Source organism: Streptomyces sp. NPDC045026 (assembly GCF_056432625.1).
The window spans coordinates 107,669-132,119 of sequence record NZ_JBWKIS010000002.1 but is presented as its reverse complement, the minus strand read 5'-3'; the positions used below and the strand labels follow the sequence as shown (position 1 = coordinate 132,119).

25 protein-coding genes are annotated in these 24,451 nt (G+C 71.0%); 15 read left to right on the top strand and 10 right to left on the bottom strand.

All coding sequences use genetic code 11. The annotated features are described in order from the left end of the window. Positions 1-34: 34 nt before the first annotated feature. The 5 genes from AC07EJ_RS04155 (at position 35) to AC07EJ_RS04135 (ending at position 5,682) form a co-directional block, all read left to right on the top strand. The gene (locus AC07EJ_RS04155; RefSeq protein WP_389476120.1) at positions 35-892 is read left to right on the top strand and encodes a DUF4429 domain-containing protein; all 858 of its coding nucleotides are present in this window, start codon (positions 35-37) and stop codon (positions 890-892) included. A gap of 200 nt (positions 893-1,092) precedes the next feature. Further along, the gene (locus AC07EJ_RS04150) at positions 1,093-2,457 is read left to right on the top strand and encodes a sensor histidine kinase (RefSeq protein ID WP_389476122.1); all 1,365 of its coding nucleotides are present in this window, start codon (positions 1,093-1,095) and stop codon (positions 2,455-2,457) included. 16 nt (positions 2,458-2,473) lie between these two features. Beyond that, on the top strand, positions 2,474-3,151 hold the full coding sequence (locus AC07EJ_RS04145) for a response regulator (RefSeq protein ID WP_389476124.1): 678 nt from the start codon (positions 2,474-2,476) through the stop codon (positions 3,149-3,151). Between the two features lie 186 nt (positions 3,152-3,337). Then, complete coding sequence (locus AC07EJ_RS04140; protein WP_478883692.1) at positions 3,338-4,468, top strand: alpha/beta hydrolase; 1,131 nt, start codon at positions 3,338-3,340, stop codon at positions 4,466-4,468. Next, the gene (locus AC07EJ_RS04135; protein ID WP_478883691.1) at positions 4,465-5,682 is read left to right on the top strand and encodes an acyltransferase family protein; all 1,218 of its coding nucleotides are present in this window, start codon (positions 4,465-4,467) and stop codon (positions 5,680-5,682) included. The genes AC07EJ_RS04140 and AC07EJ_RS04135 overlap by 4 nt, the downstream gene beginning before the upstream one ends. A gap of 70 nt (positions 5,683-5,752) precedes the next feature. Here the strand turns inward: AC07EJ_RS04135 and AC07EJ_RS04130 are convergent, their stop codons facing one another. Together AC07EJ_RS04130 and AC07EJ_RS04125 are read right to left on the bottom strand one after the other, a co-directional pair. Beyond that, positions 5,753-6,799, bottom strand: coding sequence for an aldo/keto reductase (locus tag AC07EJ_RS04130; protein WP_478883690.1), 1,047 nt, complete (start codon positions 6,797-6,799; stop codon positions 5,753-5,755). 5 nt (positions 6,800-6,804) lie between these two features. Further along, complete coding sequence (locus tag AC07EJ_RS04125) at positions 6,805-7,266, bottom strand: MerR family transcriptional regulator (RefSeq protein WP_389476132.1); 462 nt, start codon at positions 7,264-7,266, stop codon at positions 6,805-6,807. 163 nt (positions 7,267-7,429) lie between these two features. On the opposite strand from AC07EJ_RS04125, the gene AC07EJ_RS04120 reads away from it, so the two are divergent. Next, positions 7,430-8,239: a serine hydrolase domain-containing protein gene (locus AC07EJ_RS04120; RefSeq protein WP_478883689.1), complete on the top strand. Its 810-nt coding sequence runs from the start codon at positions 7,430-7,432 to the stop codon at positions 8,237-8,239. Between the two features lie 96 nt (positions 8,240-8,335). Here AC07EJ_RS04120 and AC07EJ_RS04115 read toward each other — a convergent pair whose 3' ends face one another. After that, a complete protein-coding gene (locus AC07EJ_RS04115) occupies positions 8,336-8,992 on the bottom strand; it encodes a pirin family protein (protein WP_393582797.1) in 657 nt (218 codons plus the stop codon). Between the two features lie 97 nt (positions 8,993-9,089). On the opposite strand from AC07EJ_RS04115, the gene AC07EJ_RS04110 reads away from it, so the two are divergent. From AC07EJ_RS04110 to AC07EJ_RS04090, 5 genes are all read left to right on the top strand, one after another. Beyond that, the gene (locus AC07EJ_RS04110) at positions 9,090-10,304 is read left to right on the top strand and encodes a PucR family transcriptional regulator (RefSeq protein WP_383889372.1); all 1,215 of its coding nucleotides are present in this window, start codon (positions 9,090-9,092) and stop codon (positions 10,302-10,304) included. Positions 10,305-10,393: 89 nt separating this feature from the next. Next, the gene (locus AC07EJ_RS04105; protein ID WP_393582697.1) at positions 10,394-11,332 is read left to right on the top strand and encodes an ACP S-malonyltransferase; all 939 of its coding nucleotides are present in this window, start codon (positions 10,394-10,396) and stop codon (positions 11,330-11,332) included. A 17-nt stretch (positions 11,333-11,349) separates the two neighbouring features. Next, positions 11,350-12,381: a ketoacyl-ACP synthase III gene (locus AC07EJ_RS04100; RefSeq protein WP_362899466.1), complete on the top strand. Its 1,032-nt coding sequence runs from the start codon at positions 11,350-11,352 to the stop codon at positions 12,379-12,381. Positions 12,382-12,451: 70 nt separating this feature from the next. Further along, the gene (locus AC07EJ_RS04095) at positions 12,452-12,700 is read left to right on the top strand and encodes an acyl carrier protein (protein ID WP_100591921.1); all 249 of its coding nucleotides are present in this window, start codon (positions 12,452-12,454) and stop codon (positions 12,698-12,700) included. Positions 12,701-12,783: 83 nt separating this feature from the next. Next, on the top strand, positions 12,784-14,055 hold the full coding sequence (locus tag AC07EJ_RS04090) for a beta-ketoacyl-[acyl-carrier-protein] synthase family protein (protein WP_389476139.1): 1,272 nt from the start codon (positions 12,784-12,786) through the stop codon (positions 14,053-14,055). 113 nt (positions 14,056-14,168) lie between these two features. On the opposite strand, the gene AC07EJ_RS04085 is transcribed toward AC07EJ_RS04090, so the two are convergent. Continuing rightward, entirely contained in the window at positions 14,169-14,663 is a 495-nt protein-coding gene (locus AC07EJ_RS04085) for a DUF3145 domain-containing protein (protein ID WP_100591919.1), read from the bottom strand. A 380-nt stretch (positions 14,664-15,043) separates the two neighbouring features. Between AC07EJ_RS04085 and AC07EJ_RS04080 the strand changes: the two genes are divergently transcribed. After that, positions 15,044-15,964, top strand: a complete 921-nt coding sequence (locus tag AC07EJ_RS04080; RefSeq protein ID WP_389476141.1) for an SGNH/GDSL hydrolase family protein — start codon at positions 15,044-15,046, stop codon at positions 15,962-15,964. Positions 15,965-16,002: 38 nt separating this feature from the next. Next, positions 16,003-16,995, top strand: coding sequence for an aldose epimerase family protein (locus tag AC07EJ_RS04075; protein WP_389476144.1), 993 nt, complete (start codon positions 16,003-16,005; stop codon positions 16,993-16,995). A 51-nt stretch (positions 16,996-17,046) separates the two neighbouring features. Here AC07EJ_RS04075 and AC07EJ_RS04070 read toward each other — a convergent pair whose 3' ends face one another. Beyond that, positions 17,047-19,482 carry a beta-glucosidase gene (locus tag AC07EJ_RS04070; RefSeq protein WP_478883688.1) on the bottom strand — a complete coding sequence of 812 codons (2,436 nt, stop codon included), beginning with the start codon at positions 19,480-19,482 and terminating at the stop codon, positions 17,047-17,049. Between the two features lie 94 nt (positions 19,483-19,576). Between AC07EJ_RS04070 and AC07EJ_RS04065 the strand changes: the two genes are divergently transcribed. Further along, on the top strand, positions 19,577-20,176 hold the full coding sequence (locus AC07EJ_RS04065; RefSeq protein WP_389476148.1) for a TetR/AcrR family transcriptional regulator: 600 nt from the start codon (positions 19,577-19,579) through the stop codon (positions 20,174-20,176). Positions 20,177-20,200: 24 nt separating this feature from the next. Here the strand turns inward: AC07EJ_RS04065 and AC07EJ_RS04060 are convergent, their stop codons facing one another. The 5 genes from AC07EJ_RS04060 to AC07EJ_RS04040 form a co-directional block, all read right to left on the bottom strand. Next, a complete protein-coding gene (locus AC07EJ_RS04060) occupies positions 20,201-20,530 on the bottom strand; it encodes a YrdB family protein (protein WP_389476150.1) in 330 nt (109 codons plus the stop codon). A gap of 19 nt (positions 20,531-20,549) precedes the next feature. Further along, complete coding sequence (locus AC07EJ_RS04055; protein ID WP_389476152.1) at positions 20,550-21,359, bottom strand: NAD(P)-dependent oxidoreductase; 810 nt, start codon at positions 21,357-21,359, stop codon at positions 20,550-20,552. 35 nt (positions 21,360-21,394) lie between these two features. Further along, positions 21,395-22,177 carry an EI24 domain-containing protein gene (locus AC07EJ_RS04050; RefSeq protein WP_393582702.1) on the bottom strand — a complete coding sequence of 261 codons (783 nt, stop codon included), beginning with the start codon at positions 22,175-22,177 and terminating at the stop codon, positions 21,395-21,397. 68 nt (positions 22,178-22,245) lie between these two features. After that, on the bottom strand, positions 22,246-22,668 hold the full coding sequence (locus AC07EJ_RS04045; RefSeq protein WP_266564579.1) for an organic hydroperoxide resistance protein: 423 nt from the start codon (positions 22,666-22,668) through the stop codon (positions 22,246-22,248). Between the two features lie 83 nt (positions 22,669-22,751). Further along, positions 22,752-23,783: an NADP-dependent oxidoreductase gene (locus AC07EJ_RS04040; RefSeq protein WP_393582705.1), complete on the bottom strand. Its 1,032-nt coding sequence runs from the start codon at positions 23,781-23,783 to the stop codon at positions 22,752-22,754. Positions 23,784-23,871: 88 nt separating this feature from the next. Here AC07EJ_RS04040 and AC07EJ_RS04035 point away from each other — a divergent pair, with 88 nt between their 5' ends. Then, positions 23,872-24,360 carry a MarR family winged helix-turn-helix transcriptional regulator gene (locus tag AC07EJ_RS04035; RefSeq protein WP_389476158.1) on the top strand — a complete coding sequence of 163 codons (489 nt, stop codon included), beginning with the start codon at positions 23,872-23,874 and terminating at the stop codon, positions 24,358-24,360. The last annotated feature ends 91 nt before the right edge of the window (positions 24,361-24,451 follow it).

The window sequence follows — 24,451 nt, the reverse complement described above, 5'->3', positions numbered from 1 at the left end:
GACGGAGGCGCGCGTGCCGCATACGATGAGCCGCATGGGTGACGTACTGGCCGGATTTCATGCCGCCTGGGAGTTCGGGTCCGACTCCGTGCTCATCCGCTTCGAACGGGGAATCCGCACGCCGAAGCTGCTCCATGCACTCGGTGAGCGCCGCATCCCCTATGAGGCGATCGCGGCGGTGACACTCTCTCCCGGTAAGCGCGGGACCGTCGTTCTGCGCGCTGTGCCGAGACCGGGCGCCGATCCGCTGATGGACGCGGCCGCGGGACAGCTCAAGGAGGGATGCGACCCCTACCGGCTCGTCCTGCCCGCCGAGCGCGAGACGCTCGCCGAGTATTACGCGGACGAGCTGCGCGGCGTGCTGGCCCTGGACGACGGCGCACCAGCAGGCCGCTATCTGGTGGCGGCGCCCGAGGCACCGCTGCACTTCAAGGCATACGACGGCAAGGCCTCATTCGACGGTAAGTCGGTGGCTTTCCGATGGTTCTGGACCGGGGCGTCGTCCGCGAAGTGGAAGGCCGGCGACAAGAGCTTTCCCGTCTCGGATCTGAGCGGCGTCGAATGGCGCTCGCCCGAGGTCTTCGAGGGCCATCTGCGGCTGCTGCGCCGCGACACGTCCGAGCAGCCCGCCCAGGCCGACCAGGACCCGGCCGCCGTGATCTTCGGTCTCGGGTACGGGCCCGTACATGAGTCGCTGCCCTTCGCCGCCTCCATCCTCGCGGCCGTACGGGCCGGGGGCTCGGCCGTGCCCGCATCCAGCGCCTCGCCTGCCCGGCGTGACCCCGCGGACATCGCCGACCGCATCCGTCACCTGGGCGAACTGCATCAGGCGGGCCTTGTCACGGATGCCGAGTTCTCGATGAAGAAGGCCGAGTTGCTCGCGGAGTTGTAGGGGCTGCAGCTCGGGCTCGGGCTCCGGCTTCGGCTTCGGCTTCGGACGCGAATGAACGCGTCGGTGGGCGTGCGGGCGCGGGTGTCCTCGTCGAGGTTCGGCGTCCGTCGGCCGGCCTCATGTCATACCTGAGTACGGGGTGCGGTGAGCTCCTCGGTATGACGGCATCGCGGGTGGTTGTTGCCTACGCTGAGCGGGCCATGAGCACCACATCGACAGCACCTGACCAGGAGCCCCGCCCGCCGGACGGCAAGGCCGCACCGCCGGGGGCTCTGCGCCGCGTGTTCGCCATCGTCCTCAGCGCGCTACGGACGGCCGGGGCCTCGCTCGCCGCTCCCGCGGGACCGGCCGAGCCCCTGCTCGGCCACTCGTCGAGGCGTTGGGTGCGGCTGGCGCCCTATGTGATCGCGCTGGGCTTCGTCGCGACACTGATCCCGGTGACCAGCCAGGTCCTGTCGAACGACTACGGGGTCCCCGGTGGTCTCGCCGGCGCCCTTGGGGTCGCACAGGCCGCGCCCCTGCTGCTCGCCGTCAGCCGGCCCCTGCTCGCGTGGGTCATCGTGATCGTCGCGGACATCGTCGGGGCGATCGTCATCCAGGGTTCGGCCTCCCATCACGCCGCGCCCTGGACCCCCATGGTCATCGTGGGATATCTGGCCCTGTGCTTCGTCCTCTCTCTGCGGGAGCGCAGACGCACGGTCCTGGCGATCTGGCTGGTCACGGTGGTGTCCGGACTCGTCCTCGACATGTTCCGCCCCACGGACAGTCAGGCCACGAGCGTGCTGATGATCGTGCTGAGCGGTGGGGTGCTGCTGTTCGGGACGCTGCTGCGCGAGCGCGGAGAAGCACAGCGCAGACTCGTCGAGCAGGAGACGATCAACGAGGCCGAGCGGTCGCAGCGCGCCCTCCTCGAGGAACGGGCGCGTATCGCGCGGGAGTTGCACGACGTCGTGGCTCACCACATGTCGGTGATCACGGTGCAGGCGGACTCCGCTCCGTACCGGCTCCAGGGCCTGACCCCCGAGGCGTGCGAGGAGTTCGGCTCGATAGCGGCGGGCGCCAGGGAGTCGCTCGGTGAGATGCGGCGGCTCCTCGCAGTGCTGCGCAGCGAGGACGCGCCGGGCGGTGAGCGTGCGCCCCAGCCGGGTCTCGGCCGGCTTCAGCAGCTGGTGGAAGCCACGGTACGAGGCGGTGTCCCGGCAGAGCTGTCGATGCCCGAGCTGACGCTGGTCGGGGAGCTGACCGATGTGCCGCCCGCGGTGGACCTCTCCGCGTACCGCATCGTGCAGGAGGCCCTGGCCAATGTCGTGCGGCACGCTCCCGGTGCCCGCACGCAGATCTCCGTCTCCAAGGACGAGGACGCCCTGCTGGTGATCGTGGTCAACGGCCCGGCGGGCGAGCACGCTTCCCCCGTGGAGACGACCGGCACGGGACACGGTCTCGTCGGGATGCACGAGCGCGTACGGTTGGTCGGCGGCACACTCGACGTGGGCCCGCTGCCTGGGGGAGGCTTCCGCGTCGCGGCCCGACTCCCGCTGGCCGATCCCGACTCCCCCTCGTCGTAAAGGAATTCGGCACCGCATGACCATCCGCGTGATCATCGTCGACGACCAGGCCATGGTGCGAGCGGGGTTCGCCGCGCTGTTGGCCGCGCAGAGCGACATCGACGTCGTGGGCGAGGCTCCGGACGGCAAGCAAGGCGTCGAGGTCAGCCGGACCACACATCCCGATGTCGTCCTCATGGACGTGCGGATGCCCGAGATGGACGGGATCGCCGCGACCCGCACGCTCCTCGACCCTCCGCCGGGCGTGATTCACCGCCCCAAGGTCCTGATGCTCACCACGTTCGACGTGGACGACTATGTGTACGAGGCGCTGCGCGCGGGCGCTTCGGGGTTTCTCCTCAAGGACGCCCCGCCCGCCGACCTCATCGCTGCGGTACGTGTGGTGGCAGCCGGAGAGGCCCTGCTCGCCCCGACGGTCACGCGCCGGCTCATCGAGGACATCGCAAGGCAGCGCCCGTCCGGTCGCAGGGACCGCTCGCCGGAGCTGAACTGTCTGACGCCACGCGAGACCGAGGTCCTCGAACTCATCGCCCGGGGCCTGTCCAACCAGGAGATCGCGGAGAAGCTGGTGCTCGCGGAGCAGACCGTGAAGACCCATATCGGCCGTGTGCTGGCGAAGTTGGGGCTGCGGGATCGGGCGCAGGCCGTGATTTTCGCTTACGAGACCGGCCTCGTCACGCCCGGCGACCAATAGGCCCAGGCTCCGGTATCACTCGCCGTGCACAGGTCAGCGGGGGTTGCCCCAGCACACCCCCTACCTGAGTAGCACCTTCGAATACCCGGGTATCACTTGAGAGTTGGCTCCCCGGTGTGACGTGGAGCCAGCCGTCTTCTCCCTACCTTCCCCTCGTCACGCCACCGGACCGAGGGGAGACGGGCGATGCGCCTGCACTCATGGAAGCAACGCGGCCGTAGGGCACTGGTCACCGCCGCGCTCACGACAACTGTCGTGGCCGGCACGACGGGCTGGGCCGTCGGCAGCGAGCAGAGCCCTCTCACGGGACCGCCTCCCGGCGCGGCTTCCTGGCGTGCGGACCACGCGCTCGGTGTCGGGCTGCCCGATCCGGCGACCGCGAGGCCGGCCCAGGTGGCAGCCTTCTTCCGCGGATTGGACGACGCCGAGCGACAGGAGTTGGTCGCGCGGCATCCGACGGTTGTCGGCAATCTGGACGGCGCTCCGACGCACCTTCGCTACGAGGCCAACACCCGTGCTCTGAAAGCCGAACGGGACCGAGTCCGGGCACGCGCGGAGAACCCGTCGCTCACGGCACAGGACCACGCCCAAGCCCGCTTCCTCGTCACCCGATACACCGAACTCCTCGAGCCCGGGCGGCAGATACTGGCTTTCGATCCACGAGGTCGCGGCCAGGTGGCCGAGGCGTACGGGGACTTGGCGGGCGCCGCGCATGTGTCCGTCGTCGTGCCCGGCTCGGACATCGACCTGGCGTCGTTCGACCGGGCCAAGGATCCCTATGGGACCCCTGCGGGGATGGCCCGCTCCTTGTACGAGGCGTCGGGCGGCCGCACGGCGGTCGTGGCCTGGGTGGGATACACGACGCCTGTCGGCCTGGGTCCCGATGCCGCCACCGGCCGGCTCGCCGAGGCGGGCGCGCCGAGGCTGACCCGCTTCGTCCAGGGCCTGACAGCGTCGGGCGCGCCGCGTCCCGCCATCTTCTGCCACAGCTACGGATCGGTGGTGTGCGGGCTCTCCGCCGCCCGGCTGCCCGCGGCCGACCTCGTGGTGCTCGGCTCCCCGGGACTGCGCGCGGACAAGGCGGCCGATCTGCACACCAAGGCCCGGGTCTGGGCCGCGCGCGACGACAGCGACTGGATCGGCCGCGTGCCGAACGTCGAGCTGTTCGGCCTGGGCCATGGCACCGACCCCACCGATCCCTCCTTCGGTGCCCGCCGCATCTCGGCCCGCCACGCCAAGGGCCACACCGGCTACTTCGCGCCCGGCACGGACTCGCTGCGCGCCTTCACCCGCATCGCCACCGGAGCGACGTCATGAGTATGGCGACTTTGCGCAGGACCGCGTCCGCCATCGACGCGAAGACACCGGCCCACCGGGACCGGGCGGTAGACGGACTGCGCGCGCTCGCGCTGATCGCCGTGCCCATGGGCCACTGGCTCCTAGGCGGCTTCTCCCTCGACGGCCAGGGCGCGCTGCACAACGCGAGCCCGCTGTCCTCCTTCGGGTTCCTCGCCCCGATCAGCTGGGTGCTGCAGATGCTCGGCGTCTTCTTCCTGGTGGGGGGCTACGCATCCGTTCTGTCCTACCGGCGGGCGCAGGCGGGGGGCGGGTCGACGAGCGTCTGGCTGCGCGGCCGGCTCGCCCGCCTGGGCCGCCCGGTCCTCGGGGTGACGGCGGTATGCGCCGCGCTGATCCCCGCGTTGTACGTGCTCGGGGTGCCGGAGAAGACCCTGCACACGGGATCGACGCTGGTGATACAGCCGCTGTGGTTCGTGGGTGTCTACACGGTGATCACCGCGCTCACTCCGTACTGCGTACGCGCCGCCCGGAAGCTGGGGGCATGGGCCGCGGCACCGCTCCTCGGGTCCGTAGCCGTGATCGACTTCCTGCGCTACGGGCCGTACGCGGACGCCATGCCGTCCTGGCTGAGCCTGCTCAATCTGCTCCCCGGCTGGATGTTCGCCTACCAACTGGGTGTCTGCTGGGGCGAGAAGAAGATCGGCAGGCGTGGTGCGCGGGTTCTGCTGATCGGCGGCATGGCCCTGTTCGCGACGCTGCTTCTCGCGTTCCACTATCCGGAGTCGATGGTGGGCGTGCCGGGCGAGGCGCGGACGAACTCCCATCCGCCGTCCTTGCTGGTGCTCGCGCTTGCGGCCGCGCAGAGTGGTGCGGCGATGCTCCTGCGGGACCGGATCGGCAGGCTGCTGCGCCGGCCCGCGTTGTGGGCGCCGGTCGTCGTCATCAACCTCTCGGCGATGACGATCCTGTGCTGGCACCAGACGGCGCTCCTGACAGCGGCGATACCGGGTTCCTTCGCCGGTGCGATACCGGGGCTGACGACGAGTCCGGACTCGCTGGGCTGGATAGCGGCGAGGATCGCGTGGCTTCCTGTCTTCGCGGGGTTGCTCGTGCTGATCGGCAGGTACACGCGGGGCTTCGAGGCTCCGTGGAAGCGGGCGACGCATGTGCGGCGGGCGTTGGCCGGGCTGCTGGCAGCGGGGTTCGCGGTGTTCGCGCTGGGGCTCGCGTGAGGTGCCGGCCGGCCGCCGCCGGGGCAGGAGATGCCCACGGCGACGGACCGGGCAGGTGGCAACGGGGGTGCTACTCGCGCCCCGCCGAGGTGAAGGTCATGTCGGCGTAGCGGTCGCCCGCGACCTGGGAGGCGATGGGGGCGATCAGGCCGAGTTCGGCGTCGGTGAGGGTGATGCGGGTGGCCGTGGCGTTCTCCTCGATGCGGCTGCGCTTGCGGGTGCCGGGGATCGGGACGACGGAGAGCCCGAAGGTCCGCGACTGCTGCTGGAGCCAGGCCAGGGCGATCTGGCCGAGGGAGGCGCCATGTGCCTTCGCGATCTGGCGTACCGGCTCGAGCAGAGCCGCGTTGGCGGCGGCGTTGTCGCCGGTGAAGCGGGGCTGCTGGCGGCGGAAGTCGTCCGCGCCGAGTTCCTTGTCGGCGCGGACGAAGGAGCCGGTGAGGAAGCCACGTCCGAGCGGCGAGTACGGCACAAGGGCCACGCCCAGTTCGGCGGCGGTCGGCACGACCTCCCTCTCGATGTCGCGGCTGAACAGCGACCACTCGGACTGGAGGGCGGCGATCGGGTGGACGGCCTGGGCGGCGCGCAGTTCGGCGCCGGTGACCTCGCTGAGGCCGAGGTGCTTGACCTTGCCGGCGGCGACGAGTTCGGCCATCACGCCGACGGTCTCCTCGATCGGCACGTTCACGTCGCGGCGGTGCATGTAGTAGAGGTCGATGGTGTCGACGCCGAGACGCTGGAGGCTGGCGTCGATGCAGGCGCGGATGTACGCGGGATCGTTGTTGATGATGCGCTTCGTGGGGTCGCTCGGGTCCACGCCCAGGGCGAACTTGGTGGCCAGCACCACCTCGTCGCGATGCGCCTTGAGGAAGGGAGCGAGGAACTTCTCGTTCTCGCCGGCGGCGTAGGCGTCGGCGGTGTCGTACAAGGTGACGCCGAGTTCCAGGCCCCGCTCCAGGGTGGCCCGGGCCTCGTCGGCATCCGTCGGACCGTAGGCCCAGCTCATGCCCATGCAGCCGAGGCCCTGCACGCCCACCAAGGGCCCGTTGTTTCCCAACTCCACAGTGGAAATCCGCCGCGGCTCCCCCGTGTGCTGCGTCTGCTCCGTGCTGCTCATGCGGTTCAGGCCCTCTCCGACGCCCGCCGGGCGCCCGCATAGAAGTCGATCTTGATGTCGAGTACGGCCAACGTGTCCTGGAGTTCGGCGATCCGGGACAGCACGTCCCTGCGCGTCGATTCGAGAAGGTCGCGGCGCTCCTCGAAGGTGTCCTCACCGACGCGCACGAGTTCGGCGTAGCGCACCATGTGTGCCACCGGCATACCGGTCAGCCGCAGCTTGCCGACGAAGGTGAGCCAGTCGAGATCCCGGTTGCTGTAGCGGCGCTGGCCCGTGTGCGAGCGGTCGATGTGGGGCATGAGCCCGATCCGCTCGTACCAGCGCAGCGTGTGGGCGGTCAGTCCGGTGAAAGCCACGACCTCGCTGATCGTGTAGTGGTCCTTGCCGTCCGGGCGCGGGTGAGCGGTGGGGGCCGATCCGCAGACGTCGGCCTTGCTGGGTGCGGGGGTGGTCTCCATCACCGTCATGCCCCCACGCTAGAACGTTGGAGTGCACTCCAAGCAAGCGCATCGGGGAGGAATTCCGGACGGCGTCATCGATGCGACTCGGCATGCACGACGGTTCGGCCGAGCCCATGGGCACAGGTGGGCACAGGAGGGTGTCCAAGCGGGGCCCGTTAGGCTCGTGGCCATGCAGAACCTTGCGATGATCGAGAACTGGCCGGTACCGACCGCCGCCGCAGCCGTCGTCCGCTCGGACGGCACGGTCCTCGGGGCGCATGGTCCGACGGCCCACCGTTTCCCGCTGGCCTCGGTCACCAAGCCGCTGGCCGCCTACGCGGCCCTCGTCGCCTACGAAGAGGGCGCGATCGAGCTCGACGACCCGGCCGGCCCCGAGGGCTCCACGGTGCGCCACCTCCTCGCGCACACTTCCGGGCTCGCCTTCGACGAGCACCGGGCGACGTCGGCGCCCGGCACGCGGCGGCTGTACTCGAATGCGGGGTTCGAGGTGCTCGGGGACCACATCGCGAAGGCGACGGAGATCCCGTTCGCCGAGTACCTGCACCAGGCGGTTCTCGAGCCCCTGGGGATGAGCTCGACCACGTTGGAGGGCTCGCCCGCCAAGGACGGGGTGTCGACGGTGGACGACCTGGCCCGGTTCGCCGCCGAGGTACAGGCTCCCCGGCTGCTCGATCCGCGGACCGTCTCCGAGGCGATGACCGTTCAGTATCCGGGCCTCAAGGGCGTACTGCCCGGGTACGGGCACCAGAACCCGAACGACTGGGGGCTCGGGTTCGAGATCAGAGACTCCAAGTCCCCGCACTGGACGGGCAGTTCGTCGTCGCCGGGGACGTTCGGGCACTTCGGGCAGTCGGGCACGTTCCTGTGGGTCGACCCCAACGCAGGTGTCGCCTGTGTGGCGCTGACCGATCGGGCGTTCGGGCCGTGGGCGGCCGAGGTGTGGCCTCCGTTCACGGACGCGGTGCTCGCCGAGGTGTGAGTCCGGTGTGAGCGGGGCGGACGCGAGGGGCCGGGTGCGCGGGGCAGGGTGTGCGAGCTCGGGGTGAGGGCGCGCGGCCGTTCCGCGGTGGAGACCTCAGCGAGCGGCCATCTCCCACAGCAGCAGTTCCGCCGGTCCTGACGCCAGGGCTTCGAGGCCAAATTCCCCGGCGATCCTGGCCGAGTCGCCCGGGCCCAACGCCTCGCCGCCGAGCACCACTTCACCGCGCACTACATGGACGTACACCTGGGCCGCGTCCGGGACGGCGGCGCGCTCCCCCGGTGCGAGGCGGCGCACGTGCAGGAGGGAGCCGGCCTCCGGCACGTCGTAGGGGGTGGAGTCGGCGATGCCGTGGACGACCTCGTAGACAGGGTCGCCGCCCGGCTCCAGAGGGGCGAGCCACATCTGGACGAAGACAAGCGGGTCGGGACCGTCGTTGCGCTCGACATGGCGCACTCCGCCGCCCGCGCTGAGGCGCTGCACATCGCCCGGTGCGACCACGGACTCGTGCCCCGTCGAATCGCGGTGGGTGAGCCGGCCCGAGACGACCCAGGTGACGATCTCGGTGTGGCTGTGCGGATGCTCGTCGAAGCCCGCGCCCGGCGCGAGACGCTCCTCGTTGCAGGCCAGGATCGATCCGAAGCGCAGGTTGTCGGGGTCGTAGTGGGGCCCGAAGGAGAAGGCGTGGAACGACTCGATTCCGGCGTCCGGCTCGCCGCCGGGGTACCGGTCGCCGGAGCGACGTACATCCATCACGCCGTACACGGTAGACCCCCGGACGGGGACGTCCGCGCGGCCACCTTGCACCCTCCACTCCGCCGAGCCGTTCCGATAAGGCAGTCTTGTCCCCGTGCCCGAACCCTCAGCGAACGAAGCCCCGGACCATCGCGACCGCCGTGCGAACCCCCACCCGCACTCCGCGACCCTGAAGCGCCTGGAGAAGTCGTCCGGGAGCCTCGCCGCGCAGGCCATCACGCGCATGGACGAGACGCTGCCGTGGTACCGGGCGATGCCACCGGAGAACCGCTCCTGGATCGGGCTGGTCGCGCAGGCCGGTATCGCGGCCTTCACCGAGTGGTTCCGGCACCCGGACGCCCCTCAGGCGATCTCGACCGACGTCTTCGGCACCGCGCCCCGCGAGCTGACGCGGGCCATCACGCTGCGCCAGACCGTGGAGATGGTCCGCACGACCATCGAGGTCATGGAGTCCGCGATCGACGAGGTCGCGGCCCCCGGCGACGAGTCGATCCTGCGTGAGGCGCTGCTGGTGTACGCGCGGGAGATCGCCTTCGCGACCGCCCAGGTCTACGCACAGGCGGCGGAGGCGCGCGGCGCGTGGGACGCCCGCCTCGAGTCCCTGGTGGTCAACGCGGTCCTCTCGGGCGAGGCGGACGAGGGCGCCATCAGCAGGGCCGCGGCGCTCGGGTGGAATTCGCCGGAACACGTGTGCGTGGTGCTCGGCACCGCTCCGGACGGGGACAGCGAGCTGACGGTCGAGGCGATCCGGCGGGCCGCCCGGCACGCCAAGCTCCAGGTCCTGACCGGGGTGCTGGGGGACCGCCTCGTCGTCATCGCGGGCGGCAACAACAATCCCCTCCAGGTCGCGAAGTCGCTGATCGGCCCGTACGCGGCAGGTCCCGTGGTGGCCGGCCCCGTAGTGCCCGACCTGCTCGCCGCGACCAAGTCGGCGCAGGCTGCGGCCGCCGGGCTCAAGGCGTGCGGGGCGTGGCAGGACGCTCCGCGGCCCGTTCTGGCGGACGATCTCCTTCCGGAGCGGGCGATCGCGAGCGACCCTGCCGCACGCGAGCAGTTGGTGGAGGAGATCTACAGACCACTCGAGGAGGCCGGGTCGGCTCTTCTGGAGACGCTCAGCGTCTATCTGGAACAGGCGAGCAGCCTCGAAGGGGCGGCCCGGATGCTCTTCGTCCACCCGAACACCGTCCGCTACCGGCTCCGACGTGTGACGGACGTCACCGGCTGGTCACCCTCCGATGTCAGGTCGGCGTTCACGCTGCGGATCGCGCTGATCCTGGGGCGCCTGGCCGCCGCAGATCCTCAGTCGTAGCCTTTTGTCGGGGGTCTACAATTCCCCCTTCGGTTCTTCGTCCCTGTCCCCACGGGCGGCCGTGGCCGTCCACAAGAGAGAGTGTGAGAGTGCTCGTACTCGTCGCTCCCGGCCAAGGCGCTCAGACGCCCGGCTTCCTGACTCCCTGGCTCGACCTCCCCGGCGCCGCAGACCGCGTCGCCGCGTGGTCGGACGCCATCGGGCTCGACCTTGCCCACTACGGCACGCAGGCCGACGCGGACGCGATCCGTGACACGGCCGTCGCTCAGCCTCTGCTTGTCGCGGCCGGAATCCTGTCGGCCGCGGCACTTGGCGACATCGCTCCTGACGCCGTCGCGGGCCACAGCGTCGGCGAGATCACCGCGGCGGCCTTCGCCGGGGTTCTCGACGACACCGCGGCCCTCCAGCTCGTGCGCAAGCGCGGTCTGGCCATGGCCGAGGCGGCCGCCGTGACCAAGACCGGAATGTCCGCCCTGCTCGGCGGCGACCCGGAGGTCACCGTCCCGCACCTGGAGAAGCTGGGTCTGACCCCGGCGAACGTGAACGGCGCGGGCCAGATCGTGGCCGCGGGCACCCTTGAGGAGCTCGCCGCGCTCGAGGCCGACAAGCCCGAGGGCGTACGCCGGGTCGTACCGCTGACGGTGGCGGGCGCGTTCCACACCCGCCACATGGCTCCCGCGGTGGCGAAGCTGGAAGAGGCCGCCAGGGCCCTGACGCCGGCCGACCCGACGGTCGCGTACGTCTCGAACAAGGACGGCCGGACGGTCGCCACGGGTGCCGAGGTCGTCTCGCGTCTGGTCGGCCAGGTGGCCAACCCGGTGCGCTGGGACCTGTGCATGGAGACCTTCAAGGAGCTCGGCGTGACCGCGCTCGTCGAGGTGTGCCCGGGCGGCACCCTCACCGGTCTCGCCAAGCGCGCCCTGCCCGGCGTGAAGACCCTCGCCCTCAAGACCCCCGACGACCTCGACGCAGCCCGCGCCCTGATCGCCGAGCACACCTCCGCCGCGGCGGACACGCAGACGGCCTGACAAGGAGCCCCGAGAGCATGTCGAAGATCAAGCCCAGTCAGGGCGCCCCGTACGCGCGCATCATGGGCGTCGGTGGTTACCGGCCGACGCGGGTCGTGCCGAACGAGGTGATCCTCGAGAAGATCGACTCGTCCGACGAGTGGATCCGCTCCCGTTCGGGCATCGCGACGCGCCACTGGGCCTCCGACTCGGAGACCGTGGCCGCGATGTCGATCGAGGCTTCCGGCAAGGCCATCGCGGACGCCGGGATCAGCGCGGAGCAGATCGGCGCCGTGGTCGTGTCGACCGTGTCGCACTTCAAGCAGACCCCGGCCATCGCGACCGAGATCGCGGACAAGCTCGGCACCGACAAGGCTGCCGCGTTCGACATCTCCGCCGGGTGTGCGGGCTTCGGCTACGGCCTGACCCTCGCCAAGGGCATGGTCGTCGAGGGCAGCGCCGAGTACGTGCTGGTGATCGGCGTGGAGCGGCTGAGCGACCTGACCGACCTGGAGGACCGCGCGACGGCCTTCCTGTTCGGTGACGGTGCCGGCGCCGTCGTCGTGGGCCCCTCGCAGGAGCCGCACATCGGCCCCACCGTCTGGGGTTCCGAGGGCGACAAGTCCGAGACGATCAAGCAGACCGTGCCGTGGGACGAATTCCGCGTCGGTGATGTGTCGAAGCTGCCGCTCGACAGCAAGGGCGACATCAAGTTCCCTGCGATCACGCAGGAGGGCCAGGCGGTGTTCCGCTGGGCCGTGTTCGAGATGGCGAAGGTTGCCCAGCAGGCGCTGGACGCGGCCGGGATCAGCGCGGACGACCTGGACGTCTTCATTCCGCACCAGGCAAACATGCGGATCATCGACTCGATGGTGAAGACTCTGAAACTGCCGGAGCATGTCACGGTCGCCCGTGACATCGAGACCACCGGCAACACCTCGGCCGCCTCGATTCCGCTCGCGATGGAGCGGCTTCTGGCGACCGGGAAGGCGAAGAGCGGCGACACCGCCCTCGTCATCGGCTTCGGGGCGGGTCTCGTCTACGCCGCCACGGTCGTTACCCTCCCCTAGGCAGACCGTCCGGATCACTCCGGGCGCAACCGCCGCCACACCCTCTGGATACATAAGAAGGAGCGCCAACATGGCCGCCACTCAGGAAGAGATCGTCGCCGGTCTCGCGGAGATCGTGAACGAGATCGCCGGCATCCCGGTCGAGGACGTCCAGCTGGACAAGTCCTTCACCGACGACCTGGACGTCGACTCGCTGTCCATGGTCGAGGTCGTCGTCGCCGCCGAAGAGCGCTTCGACGTCAAGATCCCGGACGACGACGTCAAGAACCTCAAGACCGTCGGTGACGCCACCGACTACATCGTCAAGCACCAGGCCTGATCAACAGCTCGCCTAGTGCTGCCGCTCCGCCACCCGGCGGTGGCGCCGCTGAATCCCTCGCATCCGTTGGAGAAAGAATTCCTGTGAGCCCGACCAATCGCACCGTGGTCGTCACCGGTATCGGCGCAACCACACCGCTGGGTGGCGACGCGACGTCCACCTGGGAGGGTCTGGTCGCCGGCCGTTCCGGTGTCCGTCCCCTCGAACAGGAGTGGGCCGCCGACCAGGCGGTCCGCATCGCGGCGCAGATCGCCGTGGAACCGGGCGAGATCATCCCGCGCCCGCAGGCCCGCCGCCTGGACCGCTCGGCGCAGTTCGCGCTGATCGCGGCCAAGGAGGCCTGGGCCGACGCCGGTTATACCGACAAGGCCGGTGAGGACCCCGCCGTCGACCCCGAGCGGCTCGGCGCGGTCATCGCCTCCGGCATCGGCGGCGTGACGACGCTCCTCGACCAGTACGACGTGCTGAAGGAGAAGGGCGTACGCCGCGTCTCCCCGCACACCGTCCCCATGCTCATGCCGAACGGCCCCTCGGCCAACGTGGGCCTGGCAGTGAACGCCCGCGCGGGTGTGCACACCCCGGTCTCCGCCTGCGCGTCCGGCGCCGAGGCCATCGGCTACGCGATCGAGATGATCCGCACGGGCCGTGCGGACGTCGTGGTCGCCGGTGGCACCGAGGCGGCCATCCACCCGCTGCCCATCGCCGCCTTCGGCAACATGATGGCGATGTCCAAGAACAACGACGACCCGCAGGGCGCCTCGCGTCCCTACGACGTCGGCCGGGACGGCTTCGTCCTCGGTGAGGGCGCCGGTGTCCTGATCCTCGAGTCCGCCGAGCACGCCGCCAAGCGCGGTGCCCGCGTCTACGCGGAGGCGGTCGGTCAGGGCATCTCCGCCGACAGCCACGACATCGTCCAGCCGGAGCCGGGCGGCCGCGGCATCTCGCAGGCCCTGCAGAACCTGCTCGACAACACCGACCTGGACCCGGCCGAGATCGTGCACGTGAACGCGCACGCGACCTCGACGCCGGCCGGTGACGTGGCGGAGCTCAAGGCGCTGCGCAAGGTCTTCGGCGACGACACCGACCACATGGCGGTCTCCGCCACCAAGTCGATGACGGGCCACCTCCTCGGCGGCGCCGGCGGTATCGAGTCGGTCGCTTCGGTGCTCGCCCTGTACCACCGGGTGGCTCCGCCGACGATCAACGTCGAGAACCTCGACCCGGAGGCGGAGGCCGCCGCCGACATCGTCCGCGGCGAGGCCCGCAAGCTGCCCGTCGAGGGCCGCATCGCCGCGCTGAACGACTCGTTCGGCTTCGGCGGACACAACGTCGTGCTGGCGTTCCGCTCGGTCTGAGCCCGGCGTACACGTACGTAGCCGAAGGGGCCCCCACCATCACGGTGGGGGCCCCTTCGGCAACTGCGGACCACTGGCGGACCAACTACCCCTCAGAACACCTGGAGAACACCTCACACCACCTGGTGCAGCCACCGCACCGGGGCGCCCTCGCCCGCGTAGCGGAAGGGTTCCAGTTCGTCGTCCCAGGGCTTGCCGAGGAGCTTGGCGAGTTCGGCCTCCAGGTCCGTCTCGCCGCCCTTGGAGCGGGCGAGCGCGGCGCGCAGCCGGTCCTCGGGGATGAGGATGTCGCCGTGGATGCCGGTGACGGCGTGGAAGATGCCCAGTTCGGGGGTGGCGCTGTAGCGCTCGCCCTCGGCCGTCGCGCAGGGTTCCGCCGTCACCTCGAAGCGCAGGAGCTGCCAGCCGCGCAGCGCGGACGCCAGCTTGGAGGCGGTGCCCGCCTCACCGCGCCAGGAGAACTCGGATCTCCAGGTTCCCGGCGCCGCCGGCTGCCGGATCCAGTCGAGGTTGATGCGCGCGCCGAGCACGCCCGCGACTGCCCATTCGACGTGCGGGCACAGCGCGCGCGGTGCGGAGTGCACGTACAGAACTCCACGTGTCGTCACCGGGACCTCCAGTGTGGGACGAGGTTCGCCTTCCCCGGCGGCCTCGCGCCCGTGCCGAGCAGTTTTCCCCAAAGACTAGTTGAAGCAGGGGAATCAGGAAAAAGGGGACAGATGTGACGTGATGCAATTTAGCGGAAGCTGCACTGCGGGGTTTCACTGGGTCGGCCGACCGCCTTGTCGCTGCCGTGACAGCAGTGGCCGGGCCGCCACGGGGCGAGGCTACCGTGTGGCGGCGCAAGGAGTGTGACGTACCGTCGGTCCCGGCGCCCTCAAACACCGACGTTTCACCCGCGGGGACTCAACCGCGGCGGTGTGCACGGCGTCACGTTCGACAGCAGAGGCGCCGGCAGCGGCCAAGAGCGGTGAGAGAGGACAACGGGATGCGGATCCGAAGCCACCGGTCAGCTGCCGTCCGGGCCGCTGTCGCCGGTGTGACGGCGGTTCTGCTCGGTGCCGCGGGTCTCGCCGCGTGCGACGCGATCGGCGACAACTCCCCCGGCCCGAAGGGCAGTACGGCCGGCACGAACCCGTCCCCGAAGCCCACCCCCACGTGGGACACGAGCCCGCGTTCCGTTGCCGCCGTGGGCGACTCCATCACGCGGGGCTTCGACGCCTGCTCGGTGCTCACGGACTGCCCCGAGGTGTCGTGGGCGACCGGTTCCGACACCCAGGTGCGCAGCCTCGCGGTCCGGCTCCTGGGGAAGGACCGGGCGGCCACGCACAGTTGGAACTACGCGCGCACCGGCGCCCGGATGGCTGACCTTCCCGCGCAGATGGAGCAGGCGGCCGCGGCGTCACCGGGCCTGGTGACGGTGATGGCGGGGGCCAACGACGCGTGCCGGCCGACGCCCGCCTCGATGACGCCGGTGGACACGTTCCGCGCCGACTTCGAGGACGCGCTGCGCACGCTGCGGCGCGAGGTGCCCAAGGCGCAGGTGTACGTGTCGAGCGTGCCGGACCTCAAGCGCCTGTGGTCCGCGGGCCGGACGAACCCGCTGGGCAAGCAGGTGTGGAAGCTCGGCATCTGCTCGTCGATGCTCGCCGACCCGGACGACCTCACCGCGGAGGCCGCGCGGCGGCGCGCCTCGGTACAGGACCGGGTGATGGCGTACAACGAGGTGCTCGCGGACGTGTGCGCGAAGGACCGGCGGTGCCGTTACGACGGCGGGGCGGTCTTCGACTACCGGTTCGACGGCAAACAGCTGAGCCACTGGGACTGGTTCCACCCCAGCAAGGACGGCCAGTCGCGGCTCGCGGCGATGGCGTACCGCCGGGTGACGGCCAAGAAGCCGATCAGCTGAGCCGGGGGTTCCGGGTTCCCGGGCGTAGGGTCTCGATCATGCGCAGCGAACTCTTCGGCACGCTTGCCGACGGCACGCCCGTCCACCGCTGGACCCTCGAACGCGGCGGGGTACGGGTGCGCGTCCTGACGTACGGCGGGATCGTGCAGTCGGCGGAGGTTCCCGACCGGGCCGGTGTCACGGCGGACGTGGCGCTCGGGTTTCCCACTCTGGACGGGTACCTCGCTCATCCCGGCCCCTTCCTCGGCGCGCTGGTCGGCCGGTACGCGAACCGGATCGCGGGCGGCCGGTTCCCGCTCGACGGCCGGATCTACCACCTGGCGCAGAACAACGGGACGAACGCGCTGCACGGTGGCGAGCGCGGCTTCGACAAGCGCGTGTGGGAAGCGGACCCGCTGGAGCACGGTGTGCGACTGCACCGGGTGAGCCCGCACGGAGAGGAGGGCTTCCCGGGGCGCCTGGAGGTCTCGGCGACGTACACGCTCGACGAGGGCGGGGCGCTGCGGATCGCGTACGAGGCGGTGACCGACGCGCCGACCGTGGTGAACCTGACGAACCACGCGTACTGGAATCTGGGCGGCGCGGGCTCCGGTGACGCGGCCGGTGGGCACGAGGTGCGGATCGCGGCCTCGCGGTTCACCGCGGCGGACGGGGATCTGATCCCGACCGGGGAGTTCACCGAAGTGGCCGGGACGGCCTTCGACTTCCGGGAGCCGCGCAAGCCTGGGCCCGGCCACGACCGCAACTACGTGCTCGACAAGGGGGTCACCGAGGCGCCGGTGGGGGTCGCCGAGCTGCACGACCCGGCGTCGGGGCGGACGCTGGCCGTCGCGACGACCGAGCCGGGGCTCCAGCTGTACACGGGCGACCACTTCGACGAGACGCTGCCGTTCGCGCCCGGCTCCGGGATCGCCCTGGAGACCCAGCACTTCCCGGACTCCCCCAACCGGCCCCAGTTCCCGTCGACGGAGCTGAGGCCGGGTGAGGTGTTCAGGTCGGAGACGGTGTACGGGTTCGGCACCCGCGCCTGAACCGCCGGGCCCGGAACCCGCGCCCCCTGCAACGGCCCCCGGCGAATCCGGTCAGAGCACGACCCTCGTGCTCACGCGGCGGTCCGCGACCGAGCGACCCGCCTCGACCTCGTACGCGCCCGGCCGGTGCGCCCAGGCGCCGGCGTTCTCGTCCCAGATCTCGAAGGCGCGCCGCGGCAGCGCGAGGGCGACCTCGGCGCTCTCGCCGGGCGCCGCCTCGACGCCCGCGAAGCCGGCCAGCCAGCGGGCCGGGCGGGCGGGGTCGGCCTGTTCGGGCGCCAGATACACCTGGACGACCTCACGGCCCGTGCGCTCCCCGGTGTTGCGAACCCGGACCACGGCCGTCGCGCCCTCGTCCCGCACCTCGATCGACTCGTACCTCCACTCGGTGTAGCCGAGGCCGTGGCCGAAGGCGTACGACGGGGTGGCGCCCGACCTCTCCCAGGCGCGGTAGCCGATGAACACGCCCTCGGTGTAGGCGAGTCGGCCGTCGGTGGGGGCGACCTCGGTGACGGGTGCGTCCTCGAACGCACCCCAGGTGGTGGGCAGCCGGCCGCCGGGCTCCTCGGCTCCGGTGAGGACGTCGGCGAGTGCGTCGCCGCCCTCCTGGCCGGGGAACCAGCTCAGGAGCACGGCCGCGACGTCCTCGCGCCACGGGAGTTCCACCGGGGAGCCGGAGTTCACGACCACGACGGTGTTCGGGTTGGCGGCGGCAACGGCGCGGACGAGGTCGTCCTGACGGCCCGGCAGGCGCAGGTCCTTGCGGTCGAATCCCTCGGACTCGACACGTTCGGTGGTGGCCACCACGACGACCGCGGTGTCGGCGGCCCGCGCGGCCTCGACGGCTTCGGCGATCAGCTCGTCGGGGTCGCGCTGCGGCTCGCGGTGGACGAGTGAGAACGCGACGGCCTGGAGCGGGGCGCCCGCGGGCTTGAAGACGGCGTAGCGCAGGGATACGTCGACGGGCTCGCCGGCGACGAGGTCGACGTCGCCGCGGCCGACGGGGCTGCCGAAGAACGCCGCGAACGGGTCGGCGGCGGAGGCGAGCGGCTGCTCCCCGTCGAAGACGGTCCGTCCGGCGACGGCGAGGGTGAAGCCGCCGATGCCCTGGGTGCCGAAGGTGTGCGGTCCGGACGCGCGCGGGGTGAAGGTGCCGGTGATCTCGACGGTGTGCAGGGTGTCGTGGGTGACGCCGTCGGGCAGGTCGGCGCCGATCCACTGGATGCGGCCACCGGGCACGGAAGCGGTGCCGATGAGGTCGCCTGCGGCGTCCAGGCAGCGGGCGCGCAGCTCGAACCCGGCGCCCGCGGCGGCGAGTTCCTCGTTCGGGTCGGCACCGACGGCGTAGGTGAGCGCGCCCTCGGGGAGCGCGGCGGTCAGTCCGTCGAGGGGGGAGACGACGTGGGCGGGGAAGACGGTGGCCGAGCCGCCGCCGAGGACGCGGGCATCACGGGCGGCGGAGCCGATGAGGGCGACGCTGCCCGAACGCAGCGGAAGCGCACCGGAGTTGCTGACGAGGACGAAGGCGCGGCGGGCGATCTCGCGGGCGAGCGCCTCGCCGTCGATCTCTGCCGGGGCCTCGGTGACCACGGGCTCGGCGCCTTCGAGGATGCCGACGCGGGCGGCGAGGCGCAGCACGTTGCGCACGGCCTCGTCGACGGTGGACTCCTCGACCTCGCCGGCGCGGACGGCGGCGGCGAGCGCCGGGCCGTAGACGGTGCGCGGGCCGGGCATCGCGACGTCGAGGCCGCCCTCGATGTCACCGGTGGTGGAGCGGGCGGCCATCCAGTCGGAGACGTTGAAGCCGTCGAAGCCCCATTCGCCGCGCAGCACCTCGTTCACGAGGTAGCGGTGTTCGGTCATCGTCGTGCCGTTGACCGTGTTGTAGGCGGTCATGATGCCCCAGGGGTGGGCGTTCTCGACGATGGCCTCGAAGGGGGCGAGGTAGAGCTCGCGCAGGGCGCGGGCGGAGACGATGTTGTCGACGGTGAAGCGTTCGGTCTCGGCGTCGTTGGCGACGAAGTGCTTGACGGTGGTGCCGACGCCGCCGGACTGCACGCCGCGTACATAGCCGGTGCCGATCGCGCCGGTCAGGTACGGGTCCTCGCTGTAGGCCTCGAAGTGCCGGCCCCCGACGGGCGAGCGGTGCAGGTTGACGGTCGGGGCGAGCAGCACGTGGACGCCCTTGCGGCGGGCCTCCTGGGCGAGCAACTGCCCGGCCCTGCGTGCGAGTTCAGGGTCCCAGGTGGCGGCGAGCGCGGTCGGTGACGGCAGGGCGATCGAGGGGTCGTCGGCGGTCCAGCGGATGCCGCGGACACCTACGGGGCCGTCCGACATCACGAGGGAGGCGAGGCCGATGCCGGGGACGGCGGGCAGCGACCACATGTCCTGCCCGCCGAGGAGGCCCGTCTTGGTGTCGAGGTCGAGCTTGCCGAGCGCGGCCTCGACGACCGCCTCGCGCGCCTGGTCCTGCTGGGTGTCCGCCACGACGGCGCCTCCTCATTGAAGTCCGGCCCTTGCCCGCCATCCTGCACCCGCTACCTGTAAGCCGGTAGATTTCGTTATGTCGCCGTTATAAACGATGTCGTACGGTGACGGCATGGGTACGAGAACCGCCAGGAGCGAGGAACGGCGCGCGGAGATCCTCCGTGCCGCCCTGGAGGTGATCGCCGAGCGCGGGTACCGCGGCGCGACGCTGGGGGCGGTGGCCGAGCGCGTCGGGCTCACGCAGCAGGGGCTGCTGCACTACTTCCGCACCAAGGAGGCGCTGCTCGTCGCGGTCCTGGAGGAGCGCGACCAGTGGGACGCGGTGCCGGACGGCCGATGGCGGCTCGACCTGCTCGCCTCTCTGGTCGAGTACAACGCGATGCGGCCCGGCATCGTGCAGACGTTCTCCGCGCTGCTCGGCGAGAGCGTCACGGAGGACCACCCGGCGCGCCCCTACTTCACCCAGCGGTACGGGAACGTGCGGGAGAACATGGCCGCGGTGCTGCGCACCGAGTACGGGGAGCGGCTGCCGGGCGGCCTCACGCCCGAGCGGGCGGCGCCGCTGCTCGTGGCGGTGATGGACGGGCTGCAGTATCAGTGGCTGCTGGACCCCGAGTCGGTGGACATGCCGGGCGCGTTCCGCGACTTCCTGGCGCTCGTCGAGGGGGACGCGGGGGACCCGGGCCCCGGCTGAACTCAACTCGCTTGTGCGCGGCGGCTACTGGTTCCAGGCAACCGCGAGCGTCTTGCTCACCACACACACCAGGGCGAAAGCGATGGCCCAGCCGACCGCCCCGCTCAGCAGGAGCGCGGCCACGCCCGCCCCGAACCACACCAGCTCGAAGGCGACCCGGCCGGCGCCCCGTGTCTTGTACGACGCCTTCTGGGACCCGAACAGCGCCCACAGCGTGATCATCACCGCGATGGCACCGAGGCCGAGCAGCCAGGCGAGCGGCGCCGACACGTCGCGGGTGAACCCCCAGCGGCCGACGGCCCCGAGGGCGGCCAGTTCGATCAGGAAGAGCACACCCAGATTCGCCGTCTTCATGGGCGCAGTATGGCCCGGCCTACCGCTCGCGGATACGGGTGACGGCCCGCGCGATGTCCTCGTGGGCGAGGGCCGGGTCCGCCGCGACCTCCTTGAAGTGGCCCAACACGGCTTCCATCGCGGGGAGTTCGGTGGTTCCGGTGGCCAGGGCGATGTCCTTGACGGCGAGGTCCGAACCGAAGTGCACCCCCTGCGCGAAGGCGCGGGCGACGGCTCCGCCGAGGGGTCCCGCGGCGAGGGCGCCCTTCGCGACGTCCTCGGGCAGGCCCAGCGCGTCCGCGAGCGCCATGGCCTCGGCGACCAGGCCGACGCTGCCGATGACCGCGGTGTTGACGACGAGTTTGAGGGCGGCGCCGGAGCCGGGCGCGCCGGTGCGGGTGACCGTCCCGAGGTGCGCGAGTACGCCTTCGATCCGGTCCGCGTCGCCGCCCGCGAGGATGCCGAGCTCGCCTGCCTCCGCCTTGTCGGTGCTGCCCATGACCGGGGCGTCGACGAGGGTCACCCCGTCACCGAGGCGCGCCGCCAGCCGGCGTACGGCGTCGGGCCCGATGGTCGACATCTCCGCCCAGTACGTGCCGGGACGCAGCTCGGGCACGATGGCGTCGGCGACCTCGGACACGGCGTCCGGGGTGGCGAGCATCGTGATCACCACGTCCGCGTCGCGCACGGCGTCGGCGGGGCTGTCGGCGAGTACGGCGCCCCGTTCGACGAGCGGGGCGGCTTTCGCCGGGGTGCGGTTCCAGACGGTCAGCGGGTGTCCGGCGTCGAGGAGATGGCGGGCCATGGGCGCGCCCATGTGACCGAGGCCGAGGAAGGCGATCTTTTCCATGGTCCGACGCTAGCCCGCGTCCGGGGTCCCCGGCGTCAGTACGTGGCCGGCTCCCCGGGCTCCGGTGCCGGTTCCGGGGTCGTCTCGCCGAGCAGGTCCCGGGCCATCAGGGTCGCGCCCGCCACCGCTCCCGGCATCAGGAACACCGCGACGACCGGCACCAGGAACGCGAGGGCGAGTGGCGTGCCGAAGCCCCAGGCGAGGCCCTTGCGGGAGCGCAACAGGGCGAGGCGCTCGCGGAATTCGACGCTGCGGCGCTGGAGCGCGACCGCGGCGAGTTCCTCGGTGAGGAAGAAGCCGGTGACGAAGAAGCCGATCACCGGGACGACGGTCTGGCCGACGAACGGGATGAACCCGAGGCCGAAGAGCAGGATGCCCCAGAGCGCGGCGCGGACCAGCACCCGCAGGCTGTCGCGGGCGGAGATCCACAGCTCGCGCCAGAGCGGGAGGCCCGACTCGGGGGCGTGGCCGCCTTCGGCGAGGTCGACCTTCTCCGACAGGGACTCGTAGAAGGGCTGGCCGATCAGGAGAGTGACGGCGGTGAAGGTGAGGACGGCGAGCAGCAGGACGAGGGCGAAGAGCACGGCCGTGAGGAAGCCGCGGAACAGGCCGGCCCACGGCGACGTCCAGTCGTCGGCGAAGGGGGTCGCCCAGGTGACGAAGTCGTCGCCCCACAGGGCCAGGCAGACCAGTGCGGCCGCGTACAGGACCAGGGTGATCAGGCCGGGCAGGAGACCCATGCCGAACTGCTTGCCGTGCTGGGAGACCCAGCGCTGGCCCTTCATCAAGTAGCCGAAGCCCGCACCGAGATCACGCATGGGCACCACCCTATGGGACCGGCCCGCACCCCTTGTGCGGGGTACGGGCCGGGACCGGGTCGCACCCGTCAGACGGAGAGCGTGACCGTGATGTTGCCGCGGGTGGCCTTGGAGTACGGGCACACCTGGTGGGCCTTCTCGACCAGGGACTTGGCGGTGGCCTCGTCCACGTTCGGGATCTTGGCGGAGATCTCGACGATGAGGCCGAAGCCCTCGTCGTTCTTGCCGATGCCCACGTGCGCGGTGACGGTCGAGCCGGAGATGTCGGCGTTCTCCTGGCGGGCGACCACGGCGAGCGCGCCCTGGAAGCAGGCGCTGTAGCCGGCGGCGAACAGCTGCTCCGGGTTGGTGCCGGCGCCGCTGCCGCCCTGCTCCTTGGGCGGGTTCACGACGACGTCGAGCTTGCCGTCGTCCGTGGAGACGCGGCCGTCACGGCCGTTCTCCGCGGTGGCTACGGCGGTGTAGACGACGTCCGACTGCTGGATGGGCATCCCGTACTCCCTCATTCGATCTCGCTTGATCCGGTAGGCGGAAAGAGATTACCGAATCCCGGAAGGAACGAGGGTGACCGGGGTCACTCCCCCAGCTTGACGATCATCTTTCCGATGTTGTCGCCGCGCAGAACCCCGAGGAACGCCTCCAGGTTGTTCTCGATGCCCTCGACGACGGTCTCGCGGTACTTGAGCTCGCCGGAGCGGATCCAGGCGCCGACCTGCTGCACGAACTGCGGCTGCAGGTCGTAGTGGTCGCCGACCAGGAAGCCCTCGATGCGGCCGCGGGTCTGGATCAGGCGCGCCAGGTTGCGCGGCCCCGGGGCGGCCTCGGTGTTGTTGTAGACCGAGATCGCGCCGCAGATCGCGATGCGTCCGTCGCGGTTGAGCTGGCCGATCGCCGCTTCGAGGTGGTCGCCGCCGACATTGTCGAAGTAGACGTCGATACCGTCGGGGGCCGCCTTCTTGAGCTGCTCGAAGACGGAGCCGTCCTTGTAGTTGAAGGCGGCGTCGAAGCCGTACTCCTCGACGAGGAGCTTGACCTTCTCGGCCGAGCCCGCCGAGCCGACGACGCGGCCCGCGCCGAGGAGCTTGGCGATCTGGCCGACCTGGCTGCCGACGGCACCGGCCGCGCCGGAGACGAAGACCGTGTCGCCCTCCTTGAAGGACAGGGTGCGCAGGAGACCCGCGTACGCCGTCAGGCCCGTCATGCCGAGGACACCGAGGTACGTCGACAGGGGCGCGGCCTGAGGGTCGACCTTCACGGCCTGCTTGGCGTCGAAGGTGGCGTACTCGCGCCAGCCGTTGAAGTGCAGCACATGGTCACCGACGGCCACACCCTCGTCGTTCGAGGCGACGACCACGCCGACCGCGCCGCCCTGCATCGCCGTGCCGAGCTCGTACGGGGCGACGTACGACTTGGCGGCGCTCATGCGGCCGCGCATGTACGGGTCCACGGACACGTACAGGTTCTTGACGAGCACCTGGCCGGGGCCGGGCTGGGCGATCTCCACCTCGCTGAGCTGGAAGTCCTCGGGCTTGGGCCAGCCGACCGGGCGGCTGGTCAGCTGCCACTCGCGGCTCGTGGCGGGGATCTGGGGGGTGTCGACAGACATGACGGGGGCCTCCTGATTGCTTCACTTACTGAAACAACCATGCTCCTCGATATTTCATAGTGTCAAGTAAATGGGTACTCTGGAGTACATGGCCGCAAGCAGCTCCGCCCCGGACCCCGTGACAACCGACCTCGGTACAGCCGATCTCGGTACAGCCGATCCCGTGACAGCCGACCTGGTCGAGCTGATCGGCACCCTGGTCTCGCGGCACTACAAGGAGTACGAGCAGGCCGCCTCGGGCCAGGGGCTCACCACGGCGCAGGCGCGGGTCCTCGACCTGCTCTCCCGCGAGCCGATGCCCATGCGGCGCATAGCCCAGCAGGTGAACTGCGAGCCGTCGAACATCACCGGGCTCATCGACCGCCTGGAGACACGCGGCCTCGTCGAGCGCCGCCCCGACCCGGCCGACCGGCGCGTGAAGCTGGCCGCGCCGACGGAAGAGGGCGTGCGGATGGCGCGCGGCGTGCAGGGGAACCTGGGCTTCGCGCGCGGCGCCATCGCCGCGCTGACCGGCGACGAGCGGGAATCCCTGCGCAGACTTCTCGCCAAGATGATGGACACCGACGCCACGGCCTGACGCCGGCCGCACAGCGCGCAGCCCTTGGACACACACCCCGAAGGCGCGCGTGCCCGTAAGCGCACATCCCGAAGGCGCACATCCCGAAGGC

What these genes read in the sequence shown, in the direction of transcription:
- AC07EJ_RS04145 (WP_389476124.1), top strand. Translation starts at nt 2,474, where the DNA reads ATGACCATCCGCGTGATCATCGTCGACGACCAGGCCATGGTGCGAGCG.
- AC07EJ_RS04130 (WP_478883690.1), bottom strand. Translation starts at nt 6,799, where the DNA reads ATGAGCAGCACGGAGCAGACGCAGCACACGGGGGAGCCGCGGCGGATT.
- AC07EJ_RS04045 (WP_266564579.1), bottom strand. Translation starts at nt 22,668, where the DNA reads ATGCCCATCCAGCAGTCGGACGTCGTCTACACCGCCGTAGCCACCGCG.
- AC07EJ_RS04125 (WP_389476132.1), bottom strand. Translation starts at nt 7,266, where the DNA reads ATGACGGTGATGGAGACCACCCCCGCACCCAGCAAGGCCGACGTCTGC.
- AC07EJ_RS04080 (WP_389476141.1), top strand. Translation starts at nt 15,044, where the DNA reads ATGCGGATCCGAAGCCACCGGTCAGCTGCCGTCCGGGCCGCTGTCGCC.
- AC07EJ_RS04140 (WP_478883692.1), top strand. Translation starts at nt 3,338, where the DNA reads ATGCGCCTGCACTCATGGAAGCAACGCGGCCGTAGGGCACTGGTCACC.
- AC07EJ_RS04060 (WP_389476150.1), bottom strand. Translation starts at nt 20,530, where the DNA reads ATGAAGACGGCGAATCTGGGTGTGCTCTTCCTGATCGAACTGGCCGCC.
- AC07EJ_RS04135 (WP_478883691.1), top strand. Translation starts at nt 4,465, where the DNA reads ATGAGTATGGCGACTTTGCGCAGGACCGCGTCCGCCATCGACGCGAAG.
- AC07EJ_RS04115 (WP_393582797.1), bottom strand. Translation starts at nt 8,992, where the DNA reads ATGGATGTACGTCGCTCCGGCGACCGGTACCCCGGCGGCGAGCCGGAC.
- AC07EJ_RS04050 (WP_393582702.1), bottom strand. Translation starts at nt 22,177, where the DNA reads ATGCGTGATCTCGGTGCGGGCTTCGGCTACTTGATGAAGGGCCAGCGC.
- AC07EJ_RS04150 (WP_389476122.1), top strand. Translation starts at nt 1,093, where the DNA reads ATGAGCACCACATCGACAGCACCTGACCAGGAGCCCCGCCCGCCGGAC.
- AC07EJ_RS04055 (WP_389476152.1), bottom strand. Translation starts at nt 21,359, where the DNA reads ATGGAAAAGATCGCCTTCCTCGGCCTCGGTCACATGGGCGCGCCCATG.
- AC07EJ_RS04035 (WP_389476158.1), top strand. Translation starts at nt 23,872, where the DNA reads ATGGCCGCAAGCAGCTCCGCCCCGGACCCCGTGACAACCGACCTCGGT.
- AC07EJ_RS04095 (WP_100591921.1), top strand. Translation starts at nt 12,452, where the DNA reads ATGGCCGCCACTCAGGAAGAGATCGTCGCCGGTCTCGCGGAGATCGTG.
- AC07EJ_RS04155 (WP_389476120.1), top strand. Translation starts at nt 35, where the DNA reads ATGGGTGACGTACTGGCCGGATTTCATGCCGCCTGGGAGTTCGGGTCC.
- AC07EJ_RS04100 (WP_362899466.1), top strand. Translation starts at nt 11,350, where the DNA reads ATGTCGAAGATCAAGCCCAGTCAGGGCGCCCCGTACGCGCGCATCATG.
- AC07EJ_RS04075 (WP_389476144.1), top strand. Translation starts at nt 16,003, where the DNA reads ATGCGCAGCGAACTCTTCGGCACGCTTGCCGACGGCACGCCCGTCCAC.
- AC07EJ_RS04120 (WP_478883689.1), top strand. Translation starts at nt 7,430, where the DNA reads ATGCAGAACCTTGCGATGATCGAGAACTGGCCGGTACCGACCGCCGCC.
- AC07EJ_RS04040 (WP_393582705.1), bottom strand. Translation starts at nt 23,783, where the DNA reads ATGTCTGTCGACACCCCCCAGATCCCCGCCACGAGCCGCGAGTGGCAG.
- AC07EJ_RS04065 (WP_389476148.1), top strand. Translation starts at nt 19,577, where the DNA reads ATGTCGTACGGTGACGGCATGGGTACGAGAACCGCCAGGAGCGAGGAA.